17 protein-coding genes and 1 pseudogene are annotated in these 15,429 nt (G+C 67.0%); 5 read left to right on the top strand and 13 right to left on the bottom strand.

The features are described from left to right. The first annotated feature begins 1 nt into the window (after nucleotide 1). The 3 genes from AX730_RS08765 to AX730_RS08775 are packed head-to-tail and all read left to right on the top strand — an operon-like array spanning nucleotide 2 to nucleotide 2,477. Nucleotides 2-475: a GFA family protein gene (locus tag AX730_RS08765; protein ID WP_232310213.1), complete on the top strand. Its 474-nt coding sequence runs from the start codon at nucleotides 2-4 to the stop codon at nucleotides 473-475. Nucleotides 476-526: 51 nt separating this feature from the next. Then, nucleotides 527-1,270: a 23S rRNA (guanosine(2251)-2'-O)-methyltransferase RlmB gene (gene rlmB / locus AX730_RS08770; protein WP_062354938.1), complete on the top strand. Its 744-nt coding sequence runs from the start codon at nucleotides 527-529 to the stop codon at nucleotides 1,268-1,270. 13 nt (nucleotides 1,271-1,283) lie between these two features. After that, complete coding sequence (locus AX730_RS08775) at nucleotides 1,284-2,477, top strand: DmpA family aminopeptidase (RefSeq protein WP_198147097.1); 1,194 nt, start codon at nucleotides 1,284-1,286, stop codon at nucleotides 2,475-2,477. 11 nt (nucleotides 2,478-2,488) lie between these two features. Here the strand turns inward: AX730_RS08775 and AX730_RS08780 are convergent, their stop codons facing one another. After that, nucleotides 2,489-3,028 (bottom strand): helix-turn-helix domain-containing protein, encoded by a 540-nt coding sequence (locus AX730_RS08780; RefSeq protein ID WP_062354940.1) that lies wholly within the window; start codon nucleotides 3,026-3,028, stop codon nucleotides 2,489-2,491. 113 nt (nucleotides 3,029-3,141) lie between these two features. Between AX730_RS08780 and rhtA the strand changes: the two genes are divergently transcribed. Further along, entirely contained in the window at nucleotides 3,142-4,029 is an 888-nt protein-coding gene (rhtA, locus tag AX730_RS08785; protein WP_062354943.1) for a threonine/homoserine exporter RhtA, read from the top strand. On the opposite strand, the gene AX730_RS08790 is transcribed toward rhtA, so the two are convergent. From AX730_RS08790 to pstS (AX730_RS08840), 12 genes and pseudogenes are all read right to left on the bottom strand, one after another. Further along, a complete protein-coding gene (locus AX730_RS08790) occupies nucleotides 4,030-4,530 on the bottom strand; it encodes an O-acetyl-ADP-ribose deacetylase (RefSeq protein ID WP_062354946.1) in 501 nt (166 codons plus the stop codon). It lies immediately after the preceding gene. Next, nucleotides 4,530-4,856 (bottom strand): ADP-ribosylation/crystallin J1, encoded by a 327-nt coding sequence (locus tag AX730_RS19125; RefSeq protein ID WP_198147105.1) that lies wholly within the window; start codon nucleotides 4,854-4,856, stop codon nucleotides 4,530-4,532. Before AX730_RS19125 ends, AX730_RS08790 begins: the two co-directional genes overlap by 1 nt. Before the next feature lie 51 nt (nucleotides 4,857-4,907). Further along, nucleotides 4,908-5,522 (bottom strand): annotated as a pseudogene (gene rnt / locus AX730_RS08795) (ribonuclease T); the annotation flags it as partial. 128 nt (nucleotides 5,523-5,650) lie between these two features. Beyond that, complete coding sequence (locus tag AX730_RS08800; RefSeq protein ID WP_062354948.1) at nucleotides 5,651-6,394, bottom strand: HvfC family RiPP maturation protein; 744 nt, start codon at nucleotides 6,392-6,394, stop codon at nucleotides 5,651-5,653. Next, nucleotides 6,387-7,247 (bottom strand): HvfB family MNIO-type RiPP peptide maturase, encoded by an 861-nt coding sequence (locus AX730_RS08805; protein ID WP_062354951.1) that lies wholly within the window; start codon nucleotides 7,245-7,247, stop codon nucleotides 6,387-6,389. The genes AX730_RS08800 and AX730_RS08805 overlap by 8 nt, the downstream gene beginning before the upstream one ends. 49 nt (nucleotides 7,248-7,296) lie before the next feature. Continuing rightward, the gene (locus tag AX730_RS08810; RefSeq protein ID WP_062354954.1) at nucleotides 7,297-7,686 is read right to left on the bottom strand and encodes an HvfA family oxazolone/thioamide-modified RiPP metallophore; all 390 of its coding nucleotides are present in this window, start codon (nucleotides 7,684-7,686) and stop codon (nucleotides 7,297-7,299) included. Nucleotides 7,687-7,842: 156 nt separating this feature from the next. After that, on the bottom strand, nucleotides 7,843-8,553 hold the full coding sequence (gene phoU / locus AX730_RS08815; protein ID WP_062354957.1) for a phosphate signaling complex protein PhoU: 711 nt from the start codon (nucleotides 8,551-8,553) through the stop codon (nucleotides 7,843-7,845). Between the two features lie 7 nt (nucleotides 8,554-8,560). Continuing rightward, nucleotides 8,561-9,379, bottom strand: a complete 819-nt coding sequence (gene pstB, locus AX730_RS08820; protein WP_062354960.1) for a phosphate ABC transporter ATP-binding protein PstB — start codon at nucleotides 9,377-9,379, stop codon at nucleotides 8,561-8,563. Then, the gene (pstA, locus tag AX730_RS08825) at nucleotides 9,372-10,223 is read right to left on the bottom strand and encodes a phosphate ABC transporter permease PstA (protein WP_062354964.1); all 852 of its coding nucleotides are present in this window, start codon (nucleotides 10,221-10,223) and stop codon (nucleotides 9,372-9,374) included. The genes pstB and pstA overlap by 8 nt, the downstream gene beginning before the upstream one ends. After that, a complete protein-coding gene (gene pstC, locus AX730_RS08830) occupies nucleotides 10,223-11,194 on the bottom strand; it encodes a phosphate ABC transporter permease subunit PstC (RefSeq protein ID WP_062354967.1) in 972 nt (323 codons plus the stop codon). Before pstC ends, pstA begins: the two co-directional genes overlap by 1 nt. Before the next feature lie 118 nt (nucleotides 11,195-11,312). Further along, nucleotides 11,313-12,407, bottom strand: a complete 1,095-nt coding sequence (gene pstS / locus AX730_RS08835; RefSeq protein WP_062354970.1) for a phosphate ABC transporter substrate-binding protein PstS — start codon at nucleotides 12,405-12,407, stop codon at nucleotides 11,313-11,315. Nucleotides 12,408-12,646: 239 nt separating this feature from the next. Beyond that, complete coding sequence (gene pstS / locus AX730_RS08840) at nucleotides 12,647-13,657, bottom strand: phosphate ABC transporter substrate-binding protein PstS (protein WP_407071483.1); 1,011 nt, start codon at nucleotides 13,655-13,657, stop codon at nucleotides 12,647-12,649. A gap of 427 nt (nucleotides 13,658-14,084) precedes the next feature. On the opposite strand from pstS (AX730_RS08840), the gene AX730_RS08845 reads away from it, so the two are divergent. Continuing rightward, on the top strand, nucleotides 14,085-15,392 hold the full coding sequence (locus AX730_RS08845; RefSeq protein WP_062354977.1) for an OprO/OprP family phosphate-selective porin: 1,308 nt from the start codon (nucleotides 14,085-14,087) through the stop codon (nucleotides 15,390-15,392). Nucleotides 15,393-15,429: the final 37 nt, after the last annotated feature.

Genomic DNA, 15,429 nt, shown 5'->3' on the forward strand with positions numbered 1-15,429 from the left:
CGTGGCGGACACGATCCACACCGGCGGTTGCCAATGCGGCGCGGTCCGCTTCCGCGTCACCGGGGAATTGAACGACGCGTCGATCTGCCATTGCCGGATGTGCCAGAAGGCGTTCGGTGCGTACTACGCGCCGCTGGTGTCGACGCGCGGCGCCTCGCTTGAGTGGACGCGCGGTGAGCCGAAGCGCTTCCAATCTTCGAACGTCGTGCAGCGTGGCTTCTGTGCCGACTGTGGCACGCCGCTGACCTACGAGGCGCCGGATGGGGTGGCGTTGGCCGCGGGGGCGTTCGATGCACCTGAAGGGCTGGCGCCTTGGGTGCAGTACGGCGTGGAGCGCAAGTTGCCGTACGTCGATGACTTGCCGTCGCTGCCGCAGCGTCGCACCGAAGAGGATGCCGCCGCGGCGGCTTTCCTTGCCGGGGTGGAGTCCTTCCAGCATCCGGACCACGACACGGCCGCGTGGCCGCCGCGCTGACCGACCCGTCGGTGCGATAATGCCGGCCTTTCCAGGGCGGCCGTACAGCGCATGAGCAAGCAGAACCAGTGGATCGTCGGCGTCAACGCGGTGGCCTCGGCCGTCGAGAACGATGCCGACAACGTGCGCGAGATCCTGGTCGAGGGTGGCAGCAAGAACGCGCGCCTGACCGAGATCGAAGAGAACGCACGCCGCAAGGGCATCGACGTGCGCCGCGTCACCAGCCAGGCGCTGGACGGTGTGGCCGGTTCACTGCGCCACCAGGGCGTGGCGGCGCGCTACGCCGCCGCGCCAACCTGGGACGAGAACGAACTGCAGGGCCTGGTGGAAGCCGCGGATGGCAAGGCACTGTTGCTGGTGCTGGACGGCGTGCAGGACCCGCACAACCTCGGCGCCTGCCTGCGCAGCGCGGCGGCTGCCGGCGTCACGGCGGTGATCATTCCCAAGGACAAGTCGGTCGGCGTCAACGCGACGGTCCGCAAGACCTCGGCCGGTGCCGCCGACCGCATTCCCGTCGTGCAGGTCACCAATCTCTCGCGCTGCCTGCGCGACCTGCAGCAACTCGGCGTGTGGATCTACGGCCTGGCCGGTGAAGCCACGGCATCGCTCTATGCGACCGACCTGCGCGGCAACGTGGCGCTGGCGCTGGGCGGAGAAGCCGACGGCCTGCGCCGGCTGACGCGCGAGCATTGCGACGGGCTGGTGAAGATCCCCATGCCCGGCGACATCGAAAGCCTCAACGTCTCGGTCGCGGCCGGCATCACGCTGTTCGAGGCCGTCCGCCAGCGCCAGTAATCGGGACCATCGCATGAGCAGGGAACGCCGCATGATCTTCCGCCATCTGGTCGCGCTGTCGCTGGTGGCATGTTCGTTGTCCGCCACCGCGAAGGATGAAGCGCGTACCCGTGCGCGCGATCTCGGCGTCGCGCCGGGCATCTTCGCGCCCGGCACGCACAACGCCATCACCGATGTGGCCGGCGTGCGTGTCGGCCAGGTGACGCTGAAGGAAGGCGATACCGTCCGCACCGGCGTTACCGCGATCCTGCCGCATGCCGGCAACGTCTACCGCTCGCGCGTGCCGGCGGCGGTGCACGTCGGCAACGGCTTCGGCAAGTTCGTCGGCAGCACGCAGGTCAACGAACTCGGCGAACTGGAAACGCCGATCCTGCTGACCTGCACGCTGTGCGTGTGGAAAGCCGCCGATGCGATGGCGGAGTGGATGCTGGCCAAGCCGGACATGCAGCAAGTGCGCTCGCTCAACGTGGTGGTCGGCGAGACCAATGACGGCGGACTCAACGATATCCGTGCGCGCCCGGTCACCGCCGATGCCGTGCGCCGCGCGCTGGAATCCGCCGCCGACGGCATCGTGCAGGAAGGCAGCGTCGGTGCCGGCACCGGCACGGTGGCGTTCGGCTGGAAGGGCGGCATCGGCACGTCCTCGCGCAAGCTGCCCGAATCGCTGGGCGGCTGGACCGTCGGCGTGCTGGTGCAGAGCAATTTCGGTGGCGTGCTGCAGGTGTCGGGTGCGCCGGTCGGACGCGAACTGGATCGTTATGCGTTCCAGAAGGCGGTCGCCATGCAGGCCGATGGCCGCCGCGGCCTTGCCGACGATCGCGGCGATGGCTCGATCATCATCGTCATCGCCACGGATGCGCCGTTGGGTGACCGCAACCTGCGTCGCGTCGCGTCGCGCGCGATGATGGGCCTGGGCCGCACCGGCAGTTCGGCCTCGAACGGCAGCGGCGATTACATCCTTGCGTTCTCGACCGCGGATTCGGTGCGGCGTGCCTTCGATGCGCCGCGGCTGGAGACCTCGGAACTGGCGAACGAACAGATGAGCGCCGTGTTCCAGGCCAGCGTGGAAGCGGTCGAGGAGGCGATCTACAACTCGATCTTCATGGCCACCACGGTCAGTGGCAACGGCGAGACCGTCGAAGCCATCCCGCTGGATCGCGTGCGCCGGATCCTGAAACAGCACGGCATCGCACCGCCGACGAAGTGATCCCCCGGGGATCAGTGCACGACGTTGCGGATGAAGCGCAGCGGGGCGTTGCCGTCGTTGCGGTAGGCGTAGTCGCAGTCGCTGGGGAACACGAAGAAGTCGCCGGCTGCGACGACGTGTTCGCGGTCCGGGAGTTCGATCAGCAGGCTGCCTTCGATGACGAAGAACATCTCGTGCCAGCCTGCCGGATCGGCTGCCGACGTATAGCGGTCGCCGGGCATCAGCGTCCACGCCCACAGTTCCACGTCGTGCGAGGCTGGCGCCGTTGCGAGCAGCACGCCCTGCGATCCCGCCGTGCGGCCGCTCCAGGCCAGCGCTTCGATGCGGTCCAGGCCGGGCGCGCTCGGCGGCTTCACCAGGTCCGCGAACGTCACCTTCAGCGCCTCGGCGATGCGATCAAGGGTGTTGAGGCTGACATTGGCGTCGCCGGATTCGATGCCCACCAGCATGCGGCGGGACACGTCCGCGGCGACGGACAGCGCCTGCTGGCTGAGGCCTGCGTCCGTCCGCAGGCGGCGAATGTTGTCGGCGACGTGTTCCAGCACACTCATAGGCGAGGGTTGCGCATTATATTGCGCATCCGGTAAGCTTCAGTCTGCGCAATATAGTGCGCAGATCGTTTCCCCTCAAGCGCGGCGCACCGGCGTCCGCAGGTAGTGCCGTCATGTCGTCCTCGAATTCCCATGCCCCCGTCCACTGGCAGCCGATCGCACTGCTGCTCGTCGCCATGCTGTCCATCCAGGCGGGCGCGTCGATGGCGAAGAGCCTGTTCCCGGCCGTCGGTGCGACCGGCGCGACCGCGCTGCGACTGGCGCTGGCCACGCTGATCCTGGTGGCGGTGTTCCGGCCGTGGCGCATGCGCGTCACCCGCGACCAGTGGCCGCTGCTGCTGTTCTACGGCACCTCGCTGGGCCTGATGAACCTGCTGTTCTACAAGTCGCTGGAGACCGTGCCGCTGGGCATTGCGGTCGCGCTCGAGTTCACCGGCCCGCTCGCGGTCGCGTTGCTGGGGTCGCGTCATTTGCGCGACGTGGGCTGGGTGGTGCTGGCCGTGATCGGACTGGTGCTGCTGGTGCCGGAGCAGGGTGCGCAGGCACTGGATCCCGTCGGCGTGGCGTACGCGCTGGGCGCCGGTGCCTGCTGGGCGATGTACATCGTGTTCGGCCAGAAGGCGGGCAACGCGCATGGTCCGCAGACCGTCGCCATCGGCAGTTGCATCGCCGCGGCGGTCGCGGTGCCGTTCGGTGTGGCGCATGCCGGTGGCGCGTTGCTGGCGCCCGCGCTGCTGCCCATCGCGCTGGCGGTGGCGCTGCTGTCCACGGCGATTCCCTACAGCCTGGAGATGGTGGCGCTGACGAAGATGCCGACGCGCACCTTCGGCATGCTGATGAGCCTGGAACCGGCCATCGCCGCGCTGTGCGGCCTGCTGTTCCTGCACGAGCGCCTGTCGATGCTGCAGTGGCTGGCGATCGCGTCGATCATCGTGGCATCCGCCGGCGCAGCGATGACATCACGAGCGCCGGTGGAGACCGCCGGCAGCGGCAGCGCGTAGTCAGTCCAGCAGCGCCTGGTAGTGCGCCAGGTCGTCGGCGGAGAAGCAGCAGAAGGTCACGTCCGGCGGTGCGGTCGACGCAGCCAGTGCGGCGCGCACCGTGTCGACCGCAACACGCGCGGCGGCATCCGCGGGGTAGCCGAAGATGCCGGTGCTGATGCAGGGAAAGGCAATGCTGCGCAGGTCGTGCTTCGCCGCGAGCGCCAGGCTGTTGCGGTAACACGCAGCCAGCAGGTCGGGTTCTCCCTGCTCGCCGCCGCGCCAGACCGGGCCAACGGTATGGATCACATGGCGCGCCGGCAGGCGATATCCCTTCGTGATCTTCGCTTCGCCGGTCCTGCAACCGCCGAGCAGCCGGCACTCGTGCACCAGGTCCGGACCTGCCGCGCGATGGATGGCGCCATCCACACCGCCGCCGCCGAGCAGCGAGCTGTTCGCTGCGTTGACGATGGCGTCGACCTGCAGGGTGGTGATGTCGGCGCGCAGCGCGCGGATGACCATCACTTGAATTCGCGGATGACTTCGATGGTGCCCACGATATTGTCGTTGAACAGTTCCAGCTCCTCGGCAGGCACCCACCATTCGGTATGGTGGGCACCACCGACTTTCTGTATGGGATAGCGCGCCATGAAGTCCTTGCGCACCCTGAAGCGCGTCACGTAACCGATCCCGCTGTCCTTGATGTTCCACCGCTCAGCGATTTCAGCGGCGTACTGCTCGTTGGTGACGGGATAGAAGATGGGCTGTTCGGGCAGGCGGGGCGGCCAACGACGGAAATCGTGCCGTGACAGTAGAGCGAGTTCTTCCGGGCCGGTGGGCCGATACATGGTGACGGTGTCCTGCTCGGGCTCCGCAACCGGCGTGGACGCTGCGTGCCTGGGCCACGCGTTGACGATCTTGCAGAACAGCCTCGCGGTCTGCTCGGCGTCGTACACGGCCGAATGGGCGTCCTCGGCATTCCAGTCGAAGCCCGCGGCCTGTACCGCGCGCGCGAGCACGGTCTGGCCGTAGGCCACGCCGGCCAGCGATACCGTGTCGAACACGCTGAAGGGGTGGAACGGATTGCGCTTGTGCGCCACGCGCGCGACCGCGGCGTTGAGGAAGTTGAGGTCGAAGTGCGCGTTGTGCCCCACCAGGATCGCGCGCTGGCAGCCGTGCTTCTTCACCGCCGCGCGCACCGGCGCGAACACGTGGTCCAGCGCGTCCTTCTCGTGCTTGGCGAAACGGAAGGGGTGGTCCAGGTCGATGCCGGTGACTTCCAGCGACTTCGGGTCGATCTCGGTGCCGGGTGCGGGGTGCAGGTGCACGCTGGCGGTCTCGCCGCAGACCAGCGCGCCGTTCTCGTCCAGGTCCAGCGGCACCGCCGCCAGTTCCAGCAGCGCGTGACGGTTCCAGTCGAAGCCACCGGTTTCCACGTCCACCACCACGGGCAGGTAGCCGCGGAAGCGCTGGGCCATGGGAGTGATACGGGTCGGTTCGGCGGTGTTTTCCATGGGGGAAAGCGTAGCAGGTCGCCATGGCCGGACTTCGACTGGCGGCGGAATGGCACGTGTGGGAGCGACGTGAGTCGCGATGGACCGACGCCGTGACGCGATCGCTACTTACGTTGCTCCCACCGGCGCTACGGTCCCGTCCCCAGCAGCGTGCCTTCCTCGCGCATGCGCGACAGCATCGCCGCGCCTTGGTCGACGAAGGCGGATACATCCTCCACACCTGCTTCCATCGCGAGCTGCCGCAACGTATCGCCACCGCTGCGGCCGCCCTCGCCGAGCAGTTCCACCAGCCGGTACACCAGCGGAGAAATGGCGGCGAACCTCACCTGGTGGCCGGCATCGCGCCGGACCAGCAGCAGGGTAGGTTCCCCCGAGGGAACGTCGGGCTGGAAATCCGGGCCGATGCGGTGCACCGGCCACTGGTAGGCCAGCGCCCAGGCGAACGGCGACACCACGGGCTCACCCGCGAGCAGGTCGCCATCCGGCGCATGCGGGGGCATGGTGTCGTCGGCGATCTGCAGGGCCAGCTCGACCCACTCGTAGTGCGCGAGTTCGCGCAGCCAGGGCGGCAGTGCGTCGTCCTCGCGCGATTCCAGGTAGCGGATGAACTCGCGCGCGATCTCCGGGAACAGCGGCGTCTGGCTGCGATGGTCGGCATAGAACCGGCGCACCAGCGCACGCCACGCGTCGTCGCCCAGGGTCTTGCGGATCACCGGGAAATTGCCGGCGAGCAAGGCTTCGATGTTGTTGAAGAACAGGTCGCGGTAGATCGCGAGCCGGCGCGCTTCGATGCTGGGCGGTGGCGGATGCGATGACGGATCACGCAGGTGGCGCGACAGCGCGAACTGCTGGTCGTGCAGCACGTCAGCCATGCGTCGCCTGCGCCGCAGCACCGGTCGCATGCACCGCCTGCAACTCGCGGATCTGCTGCAGTTCCGCGCACAGCTCCGCCAGCGGCGGGAAATTGAAGTCGCGCTCCAGCAGGGTGGGACGCACGCCATGGGTGGCGTAGGCCATCGCCAGCAGCGTCCACACGTCGTCCTTCACCGGTGCGCCGTGCGTGTCGACCTTGAGGTCATCCGCTTCATCGTAGTGGCCGGCGATGTGGTACGACACGATCCGCGCGGAGGGCATGCGCGCAAGGAACGCGCGCGCGTCGTAATCGTGGTTGATGGCGTTGACGAAGACGTTGTTGACGTCGAGCAGCAGGTCGCAGTCGGCTTCGTCGAGCACCGCCGTGACGAAGTCCACTTCGTCCATCGCCTGGTACGGCGCGGCGTAATAGGAGACGTTCTCCACCGCGATCCGCCGGCCCAGCGCATCCTGCGCCTGGCGGATGCGTGCGGCGACGTGGCGCACGGCCTCCTCGGTGAACGGGATCGGCATCAGGTCGTACAGATGGCCGTCGTCGGCGCAGTAGCTCAGATGTTCGCTGTAGAGCGTGACGGCATGCTGGTCGAGGAAACGGCGCGTCCGCGCAAGGAACGTGTCGTCCAGCGGCGCCATGCCGCCCAGCGACAGCGACAGGCCATGGCAGGTGACCGGGTGGCGCGAAGACAGCGTCTGCAGCGCGTCGCGGTAACGGCCGCCGATGCCGATCCAGTTGTCCGGCGCGCATTCGAGGAAGTCGAACGCACCGGCTGGTGCGTCCAGCAGTTCGTCCAGCAGGACGCGGCGCAGGCCGAGGCCGGCGGATGCCGCGGGCAGGTCGATGGTGATGCTCATGCAGAAAGAATACGGGCCCCGGCTGGCGCCAGGGCCCGTGGTGGTTGGCTTACTTGTCGCCGGTCTTCTTGTCGCCGCCGCACTTGCCTTCGCCGCACTTGCCCTCGGCACCTTTCGCGCCCTTGGCACCCTCGTGGGCCTTGTGCTCGGCAGCGTCGATGAAGCCGTCCTTGTTGGTGTCGATCTCGGTGAACTTGCCGGCCTTGTCGGGATGGGCGGCGGTGAATTCGGTCCGGGAGACCTTGCCGTCCTTGTCGGCGTCGGCCTTGGCGAGGCCGCACTTGCCCTCACCGCACTTGCCTTCGCCGGCCTTGGCGGCTTCGCCGGCGGCGAGCAGGTAGCCCTGCGCCAGCGGTTCCATGGCGAAGGCGGAACCGGTCAGGGCGAGGCCGCCGACCAGGGCGATGGCGATTGCGGCGGGCTTGTTCGTCTTGGACATCGTCGTGCTCTCCAAAGTGGGTGCGGCAAGCGCCGCACGGGAAGTAGCCTCAGTGTAGACGCAGGACGTTAGCGGGCCGTATGCAAAGGGCCCGTAACGCAGGCGCCCCGCACGGGGCGGGGCGCCTGTGATGCTGCGGTGCGGAAGCTCGCCCGTTCAGACGACGCCGGTGGTGCTGGTCTCGTCGCGCTTGTCGCGCGGCGGCAGCGGTTGGTCGCCGTGCACGAGGAACCACACGTTCTCGGCGATGTTGGTGGCGTGGTCGCCGATGCGTTCCAGGTTCTTGGCCATGAACAGCAGGTGCGTGCACGGCGTGATGTTGCGCGGGTCTTCCATCATGTAGGTGAGCAGCTCGCGGAACAGCGCGGTGTAGTGCGCGTCCAGTTCAGCGTCGCGCGCACGCACGTGCACCGCGTACTCCGCGTCGCCGTTCTGGTACGCGGTCATCGCATCGCGCACCTGGCGCACGGCCAGCTTGCCGAGCGCACGCAGGCCGGTGATGTGCGGCATCGGCGGCGACACGTTCAGGGCAATCGAGCGCTTGGCCACGTTGGCGGCGTAGTCGCCGATGCGCTCGATGTCGGCGGGGATGCGCAGGCCGGCCAGGATCTCGCGGAGGTCGCGGGCCATCGGGCCGCGCAGGGCCAGGTGCATCACGTCATGGCTCACCTGGTGTTCGATGGCGTCGATGGCTTCGTCGTTGGCGATGATGCGCTGGGCGGCCTTGTCGTCGCGGCGTTCGACCACGTCCAGTGCGGCCTCCAGCTGGGCGACGGCGGTTTCGCCCATGCGCACGATCTCGGCGACAACGCGACGCTGTTCTTCGTCGTAGCTCTTCACGATATGGTCGTTGGGTTGGGTAGTCATGGGGGCCTCAGCCAAAACGTCCGGTGATGTAGTCTTCGGTCTGCTGCTTGCCGGGGTTGGAGAAGATCGTCGAGGTGACGTCGTGCTCCACCAGCTCGCCCAGGTACATGAAGGCGGTGTAGTCCGACACGCGCGCCGCCTGCTGCATGTTGTGGGTGACGATCGCGATCGTGTACTGGTGCTTCAATTCCTCGATCAGCTGTTCGATCTTGCTGGTCGAGATCGGATCCAGCGCCGAGGTCGGTTCGTCCAGCAGGATCACGTCCGGACGCAGCGCGACCGCACGCGCGATGCACAGGCGCTGCTGCTGGCCGCCGGACAGGCCCAGCGCGCTCTGCTTGAGCTTGTCCTTGGCTTCGTCCCACAGGGCCGCCTGGCGCAGCGCCTGTTCGACGCGCACCTCCATGTCGGCCTTGTTCAGGCGCTCATGGTGGCGGATACCGTAGGCGACGTTCTCGAAGATCGTCATCGGGAACGGCACCGGCTTCTGGAACACCATGCCCACCTTGCTGCGCAGCCGGTTCATCGGATACTTGGCGTCGAGGATGTTCTCGCCGTCCAGCAGCACGTCGCCGGTGGCGCGCAGCTTCGGGTACAGCGAATAGATGCGGTTGAAGATGCGCAGCAGGGTGGACTTGCCGCAGCCGGAGGGGCCGATCAGCGCGGTGACGCGCTTTTCCGGGATCTCCAGGTTGATGTTCTTCAGCGCGTGGAAGTCGCCGTAGTAGAAGTCCAGGCCCTTGGCCGCCAGCTTCACGCTGGCCGGCGCGGCGAGGTCGTCGTGGCGCTGCGGCGTCACCACGGCAATGCGGGCGGCGTCATTCATGGGTCACCTTGTTTCGAAGAAGGATGGTTCGCGCAATCAGGCTCAGGACCAGCACCATGCCGGTGACGAGGAAGGCGCCGGCCCAGGCCAGCGAGTTCCACGAGTCGTAGGGGCTCATCGCGTACTGGAAGATCACCATGGGCAGGTTGGCCATGGACTGGTTGAGGTCCGTGCTCCAGAACTGGTTGTTGAAGGCGGTGAACAGCAGCGGCGCGGTTTCGCCGCTGATGCGCGCCAGCGCCAGCAGGATGCCGGTGACGATGCCAGGCAACGCCGACCGCATCAGCACCTGCGTGGTCACCTTCCACTGCGGCACGCCCAGCGACAGCGCCGCTTCGCGCATCTGCTGCGGCACCAGCCGCAGCATCTCGTCGGTGGTGCGCACGATCACTGGCAACGCGATGAACGCCAGCGCCACCGCACCGGCCCAGGCCGAGTAGTGCCCCATCTGCGCCACCATCACGGTGTAGATGAAGAGGCCCAGCACGATCGACGGCGCCGACAGCAGGATGTCGTTGACGAAGCGGACGGTTTCGCCCAGCCAGTGCTTGTTGGCGTACTCGGCCAGGTAGGTGCCGGCGGCGATGCCGATCGGCGTGCCCAGCAGGATCGCCAGCAGGCTGATCACCACGCTGCCGAACAGTGCGTTCGCCAGGCCGCCGGGTTCGTTCGGCGGCGGCGTCATCTGGGTGAACAGGTCCAGGTTCAGGCTGCCCATGCCCTTGGTGATCGTGGTCCAGAGGATCCAGACCAGCCACATCAGGCCGAACGCGGCAGCGGCGATGGACAGCGTCAGCGCAGCGACATTCTTGACCTTGCGCCAGGTGTAGAGCGAAGCGGACATCAGTTGCCCTCCCGCTTGGCGAGCTGGCGCAGCATCAGGCGGGCGATCGCCAGCACGATGAAGGTCAGCACGAACAGGGTGAAACCGAGCAGCAGCAGCGAGCCCTTGTGCAACGGGTCCGTGGCTTCGGCGAATTCATTGGCGATCGTCGCGGCGATCGAGGTGCCGGGTTCCAGCAGCGCCAGGCTGATCGCGTAGGCGTTGCCGATGACGAAGGTCACCGCCATCGTCTCGCCCAGTGCGCGGCCGAGGCCGAGGAACACGCCGCCGATCACCGCCGAGCGGGTGTACGGCAGCACGATGTCCCAGACCACTTCCCACTTGGTCGAGCCCAGCGCGTAGGCGGATTCCTTCAGGCGGCCGGGAACGGTCAGGAAGACCTCGCGCATCACCGACGAGATGAAGGGGATCACCATGATCGCCAGCACCAGGCCGGCGGTCATCATGCCGATGCCCAGCGGTGGGCCCGACAGCAGCACGCCGACCAGCGGCAGCTGGCCCAGGTTGTCGTTGATCCACGGATAGACGTGTTCGCTCAGCTGCGGCGCCAGCACGAACAGGCCCCACATGCCGTAGATGATCGAGGGGATGCCGGCCAGCAGTTCGATGGCCATGCCGACCGGGCCGCGCATCCAGGCCGGCGCCACTTCGGTCAGGAACACCGCGATGCCGAAGCTCACCGGCACCGCGATCAGCATGGCGATGCCGGCGCTGACCAGCGTGCCGAAGATCGGCACCAGCGCACCGAATTCGCGCGTGCCGACGTTCCAGTTGCTGCTGGTGAAGAAGCCGAGGCCGAAGGTCTGCAGGGCCTCGCGGCCGCCCCACAGCATCGAGACGGCGGCCGCGATCAGGGAGAACAGGACGAACAGGCCGGCGCCGGTCAGGGTCAGCCGGAACAACGTGTCGGCACGTGCGTCTTTCGCAGTGCGCACGTCCGTCAGGGAAGCGGGGAGGGCGGTGGCGTTCATGCAACCCGGGAAGTGGGGAAGGGGCGGTTGTCGCGTGAAGATCTAGTGCACGGTGGTGCGGTTACCGCGTGATGACAGCGGGCCGCCCGAGTGGACGGCCCGCCGGATGCAGCAAGGATCAGAGCGTGATCTCGGTGCCCCAGTACTGCTCGATCTGACCGACCAGTGCCGGCGGCAGCGGCACGTAGTCCAGCTCGTTCGCCTGTGCCTGGCCCTGCGCGTAGGCCCACTTGAAGAACTCCAGCGTGTGCTTGGCCTTGGTGGCGTCCTTCGGCTGCTTGTAGACCAGGATGAAGTTGGTCGCGGTGATCGGCCACGCCTGCTCGCCGGGCGCGTTGGTGATGACCAGGTTGAAGTCCTTCGCGTTCGCCCAGTCGGCGCTGGCCGCGGCGGCGGCGAAGCTTTCGGGGGTGGGCTTCACGAACTGGCCGGCCGCGTTCTGCAGCGAGGCGTACGACATGGCGTTCTGTTCGGCGTAGGCCAGTTCGACGTAGCCGATCGAACCCTTCAGCTGGCGCACGTAGGCGGCGACGCCTTCGTTGCCCTTGCCGCCGACGCCGCCCGGCCAGTTGACCGAGGTGCCTTCGCCGACCGAGCTCTTCCACGCCGGGCTGACCTTGGACAGGTAGTTGACGAAGTTGAAGGTGGTGCCCGATCCGTCGGAGCGGTGCACGGTGTTGATCTTGCCGGTAGGCAGGGCGACGCCTGGGTTCAGCGCGGCGATCGCCGGATCGTTCCAGGTGGTGATCTTGTGCAGGAAGATGTCGGCCAGCACGGTGCCGTTGAGCTTCAGTTGGCCCGGCTGCAGGCCTTCAACGTTGATGACCGGGACCACACCGCCGATGACCGACGGGAACTGCGCCAGGCCGGCCTGCGCCAGTTCCTCGGACGACAGCGGCTTGTCGGACGAGCCGAAATCGACGGTCGCGGCCTTGATCTGCGCGATACCGCCGCCGGACCCGATGGACTGGTAGTTGATCTTGGCGCCGGTGGCCTTGTTGTAGTCCGTGGACCAGCGGGCCATCAGCGGATAGATGAACGACGCGCCCGCGCCGGTCAGCTCGGCGGAGATCTTCTGCGCGCCAGCGGCGGCGGTCGGGGTCGCGTCGGTGCCGGCCGCCGCGGCGGGCGCATCGGTCTTGCCGCCGCACGCGGTGGCGAAGAGGGCGGTGGCCAGGGCCAGCGTGGCCAGGCGGGCGGTACGGACGTGCATGGGCTCTCCAGACGGGTCGTTTGTGATCCATGCTATGAAATGATGTTTTTGTTACAGCGTGATGACATCGCCATCTCGCACTGTCATGCGACGACTGGCGGGCCGTTCCCGACAACAAGCCGCGCCCGGCAAACGTGCCCAATAAAAACGGGCGGACCCGAAGGTCCGCCCGGTGATGCGGGCGTGGGAGGGACGCCGCATCGGGCCGGCACGGGGAGAGACCGTGCCGGCGGGGTGCCTCAGTACTTCAGGTTGGCTTTCCAGTAGGTCTCGATCTGCTGCACCAGTGCCGGCGGCAGCGGGACGTAGTCGAGCGACTTGGCCTGGGCGTCGCCATTGGCATAGACCCAGCGGAAGAAATCGCGTGCGTCCTTGTTGCCCTTCTTCGGTGCCTTGTACATCAGGATGAAGTTGGTGGCGGTGATCGGCCAGGACTGCGCGCCCGGGGCGTTGGTCATCACCAGGTAGAAGTCCTTCGACTTGCCCCACTCGGCGCTGGCGGCGGCGGCGGCGAAGCTCTCTTCGCTCGGCTGCACGAAGGCGCCCGAGGCGTTCTTCAGGCTGGCGTAGGACATCTTGTTCTGCAGCGCGTAGGACAGTTCGACGTAGCCGATGCCGCCCTTGATCTGCTTCACGTACGCGGCGACGCCTTCGTTGCCCTTGCCGCCCACGCCGGTCGGCCACTGCACCGTGGTGCCTTCACCGACTTTGCTCTTCCATTCCGGGCTGACCTTGGACAGGTAGTTGACGAAGTTGAAGGTGGTGCCCGAACCGTCCGAACGACGGACGACGGTGATGCGCTGCGACGGCAGGGTCACGCCCGGGTTCAGCGCGGCGATGGCCGGGTCGTTCCAGGTCTTGATGGTGCCGAGGAAGATGTTGGCCAGGGTCGGGCCGTCCAGCTTCAGCTGGCCCGGCTTCAGGCCGGCCACGTTCAGCACCGGCACCACGCCGCCGATCACCGACGGGAACTGCGCCAGGCCGTACTTGGCCAGCTCTTCCGGCTTCAGCGGGGCGTCGGACGAGCCGAAGTCCACCGTGCCGGCCTTGATCTGCGCGATACCACCGCCCGAACCGATGGACTGGTAGTTGACGCGGTTGTTGGTGGCCTTGGCGTAGTCGGCGGACCACTTGGTCATCACCGGGTACACGAACGACGCACCGGCGCCGGTCACGTCGGCGGCGAAGGCCTGCGCCGAGAAAGCCGAGGCGAGCGCCAGCAGCGCCACGCGGGATTTGATCGAATTCAACACGGAAGTCTCCTGGGAGAAGGCAGGGTGGAAGGACGGGCATGCCCGTTGGGTGGCCATTCCACGACGTTTGTGTGACAGCCCCGTGTCGCCATTGCGACAGTCCCGTGACGCTTGCCGATGGCGCGCCTGGATACACGCCGGGATGGAGGCGGGCCATGCCGGGAGCGAAGGTCGTTCCCGGGCCGCGTCGGGGTGGCGCGCGACACGCTTCTATATGTTGCGACCCGGACGGCAGCCGATACCGTGCCCCTGCACGCTTTGTCACATCATGGTCATGAAACTCACATGTGACTGCAAGATTTCACTCCCATGCTTTAGCGCATCTTTGACGGGCGCTTAATGATTTCCGAAGGTGATCTCGGAAGCGAAGCACGGCGCCCACGAAGCCCGCGCCTTTACTTCTATTCCACTCGGAGAGTCACCCATGCGTTATTCCCTCCTGGCTGCCGCGCTTGCCGTTGCGATGGGCAGCACCAGCTTTTCGGCCGCCGCCGCCGACAACCGTGACCAGCAGATCGCCGAACTGAAGGCGCAGCTGGAAGCCATGCAGACCAAACTGCTGGAACTGGAAGAGCGCAGCGACGCGCAGTCCGACGTCAACCTGGACACCGCGTCGCAGCTGGACAAGCTCAGCAACGGCTCGCCGAAGATCGACACCAAGGGCGGCGTCAAGGTGACATCGGCCGACGGCAAGTTCGAAGCCTCCGTCGGTGGCCGCATCCACTTCGACACCTATGCATTCGATCGTGACCTGGCCAGCAGCACCGGCACCACCGAGTTCCGCCGCGCGCGCCTGACCCTGTCGGGCAAGGCCTACGGTTGGGAATACAAGATGGAGAACGATTTCGGTGCCGGCGGTGGTCTCGACGGCTTCCGCGACGTCTACATCGCCAAGTCCGCGCTGGGCGGCAAGTTCACCATCGGTCACTTCAAGCCCTACCGTGCGATGGAGGAACTGACCAGCTCCAACGAGCTGCTGACCATGGAGCGTCCGTTCTCGTCCGCGACCGGCCTGTTCAGTGGTCGCCAGTTCCAGCAGGGCGTGGGCTACATGCGCGCCGGCGAGAACTACACCGCCGGCATGAGCGTGTTCAACCTGCGTGGTGCCGCCGGCACGCGCAATGAGGGCACGGGTGTCGCCGGTCGCGTGACGTTCGCGCCGATCAACACCGACAACAGCACGCTGCACTTCGGCGCGTGGTACAGCCTCGAAAACAACAACCAGGGTTCGGCCGACCTGGTCGCCACCTCCAACTACGCCGGCCGTCGCGGTCCGTCGCAGGTGATCGCCACGACGACCGGTGCCAGCCGCAATACCGTCGACGTGATGGCGGTGGAAGCCGCCGGTTCGTTCGGCCCCGCCTTCTTCCAGGCCGAATACGCCGACGCCACCTACGGCCAGCCGCTGGGCCGCGACCAGAACGTCACGACGTACTACGTGCAGGGCAGCTTCATGCTCAACGGTGGCCACAAGCCGTACAAGAGCGCCACCGGCGTGTTCGGTTCGCCCAAGGTCGCCGACAAGGGCCTGTGGGAGCTGACCGGCCGCTACGACTATGTCGAGAACGAAACGCTGAACCGCCAGGTCACCAGCTGGATCCTCGGCATGAACTACTACGTCAACCCGAACCTGCGCTTCATGTTCAACTACACGAAGGGCAAGAACGAGGCTTTTGCCAACGGTCCCGACGAGACCGGCCAGTACGCGCTGCGCACGCAGATCGCCTGGTAAGCCATTGCGGGCCCGGACGACGGGCACGGATCGCGAA

It is taken from the genome of Pseudoxanthomonas mexicana, assembly GCF_001556105.1.
Taxonomy (GTDB): Bacteria; Pseudomonadota; Gammaproteobacteria; order Xanthomonadales; family Xanthomonadaceae; genus Pseudoxanthomonas_A; species Pseudoxanthomonas_A mexicana_A.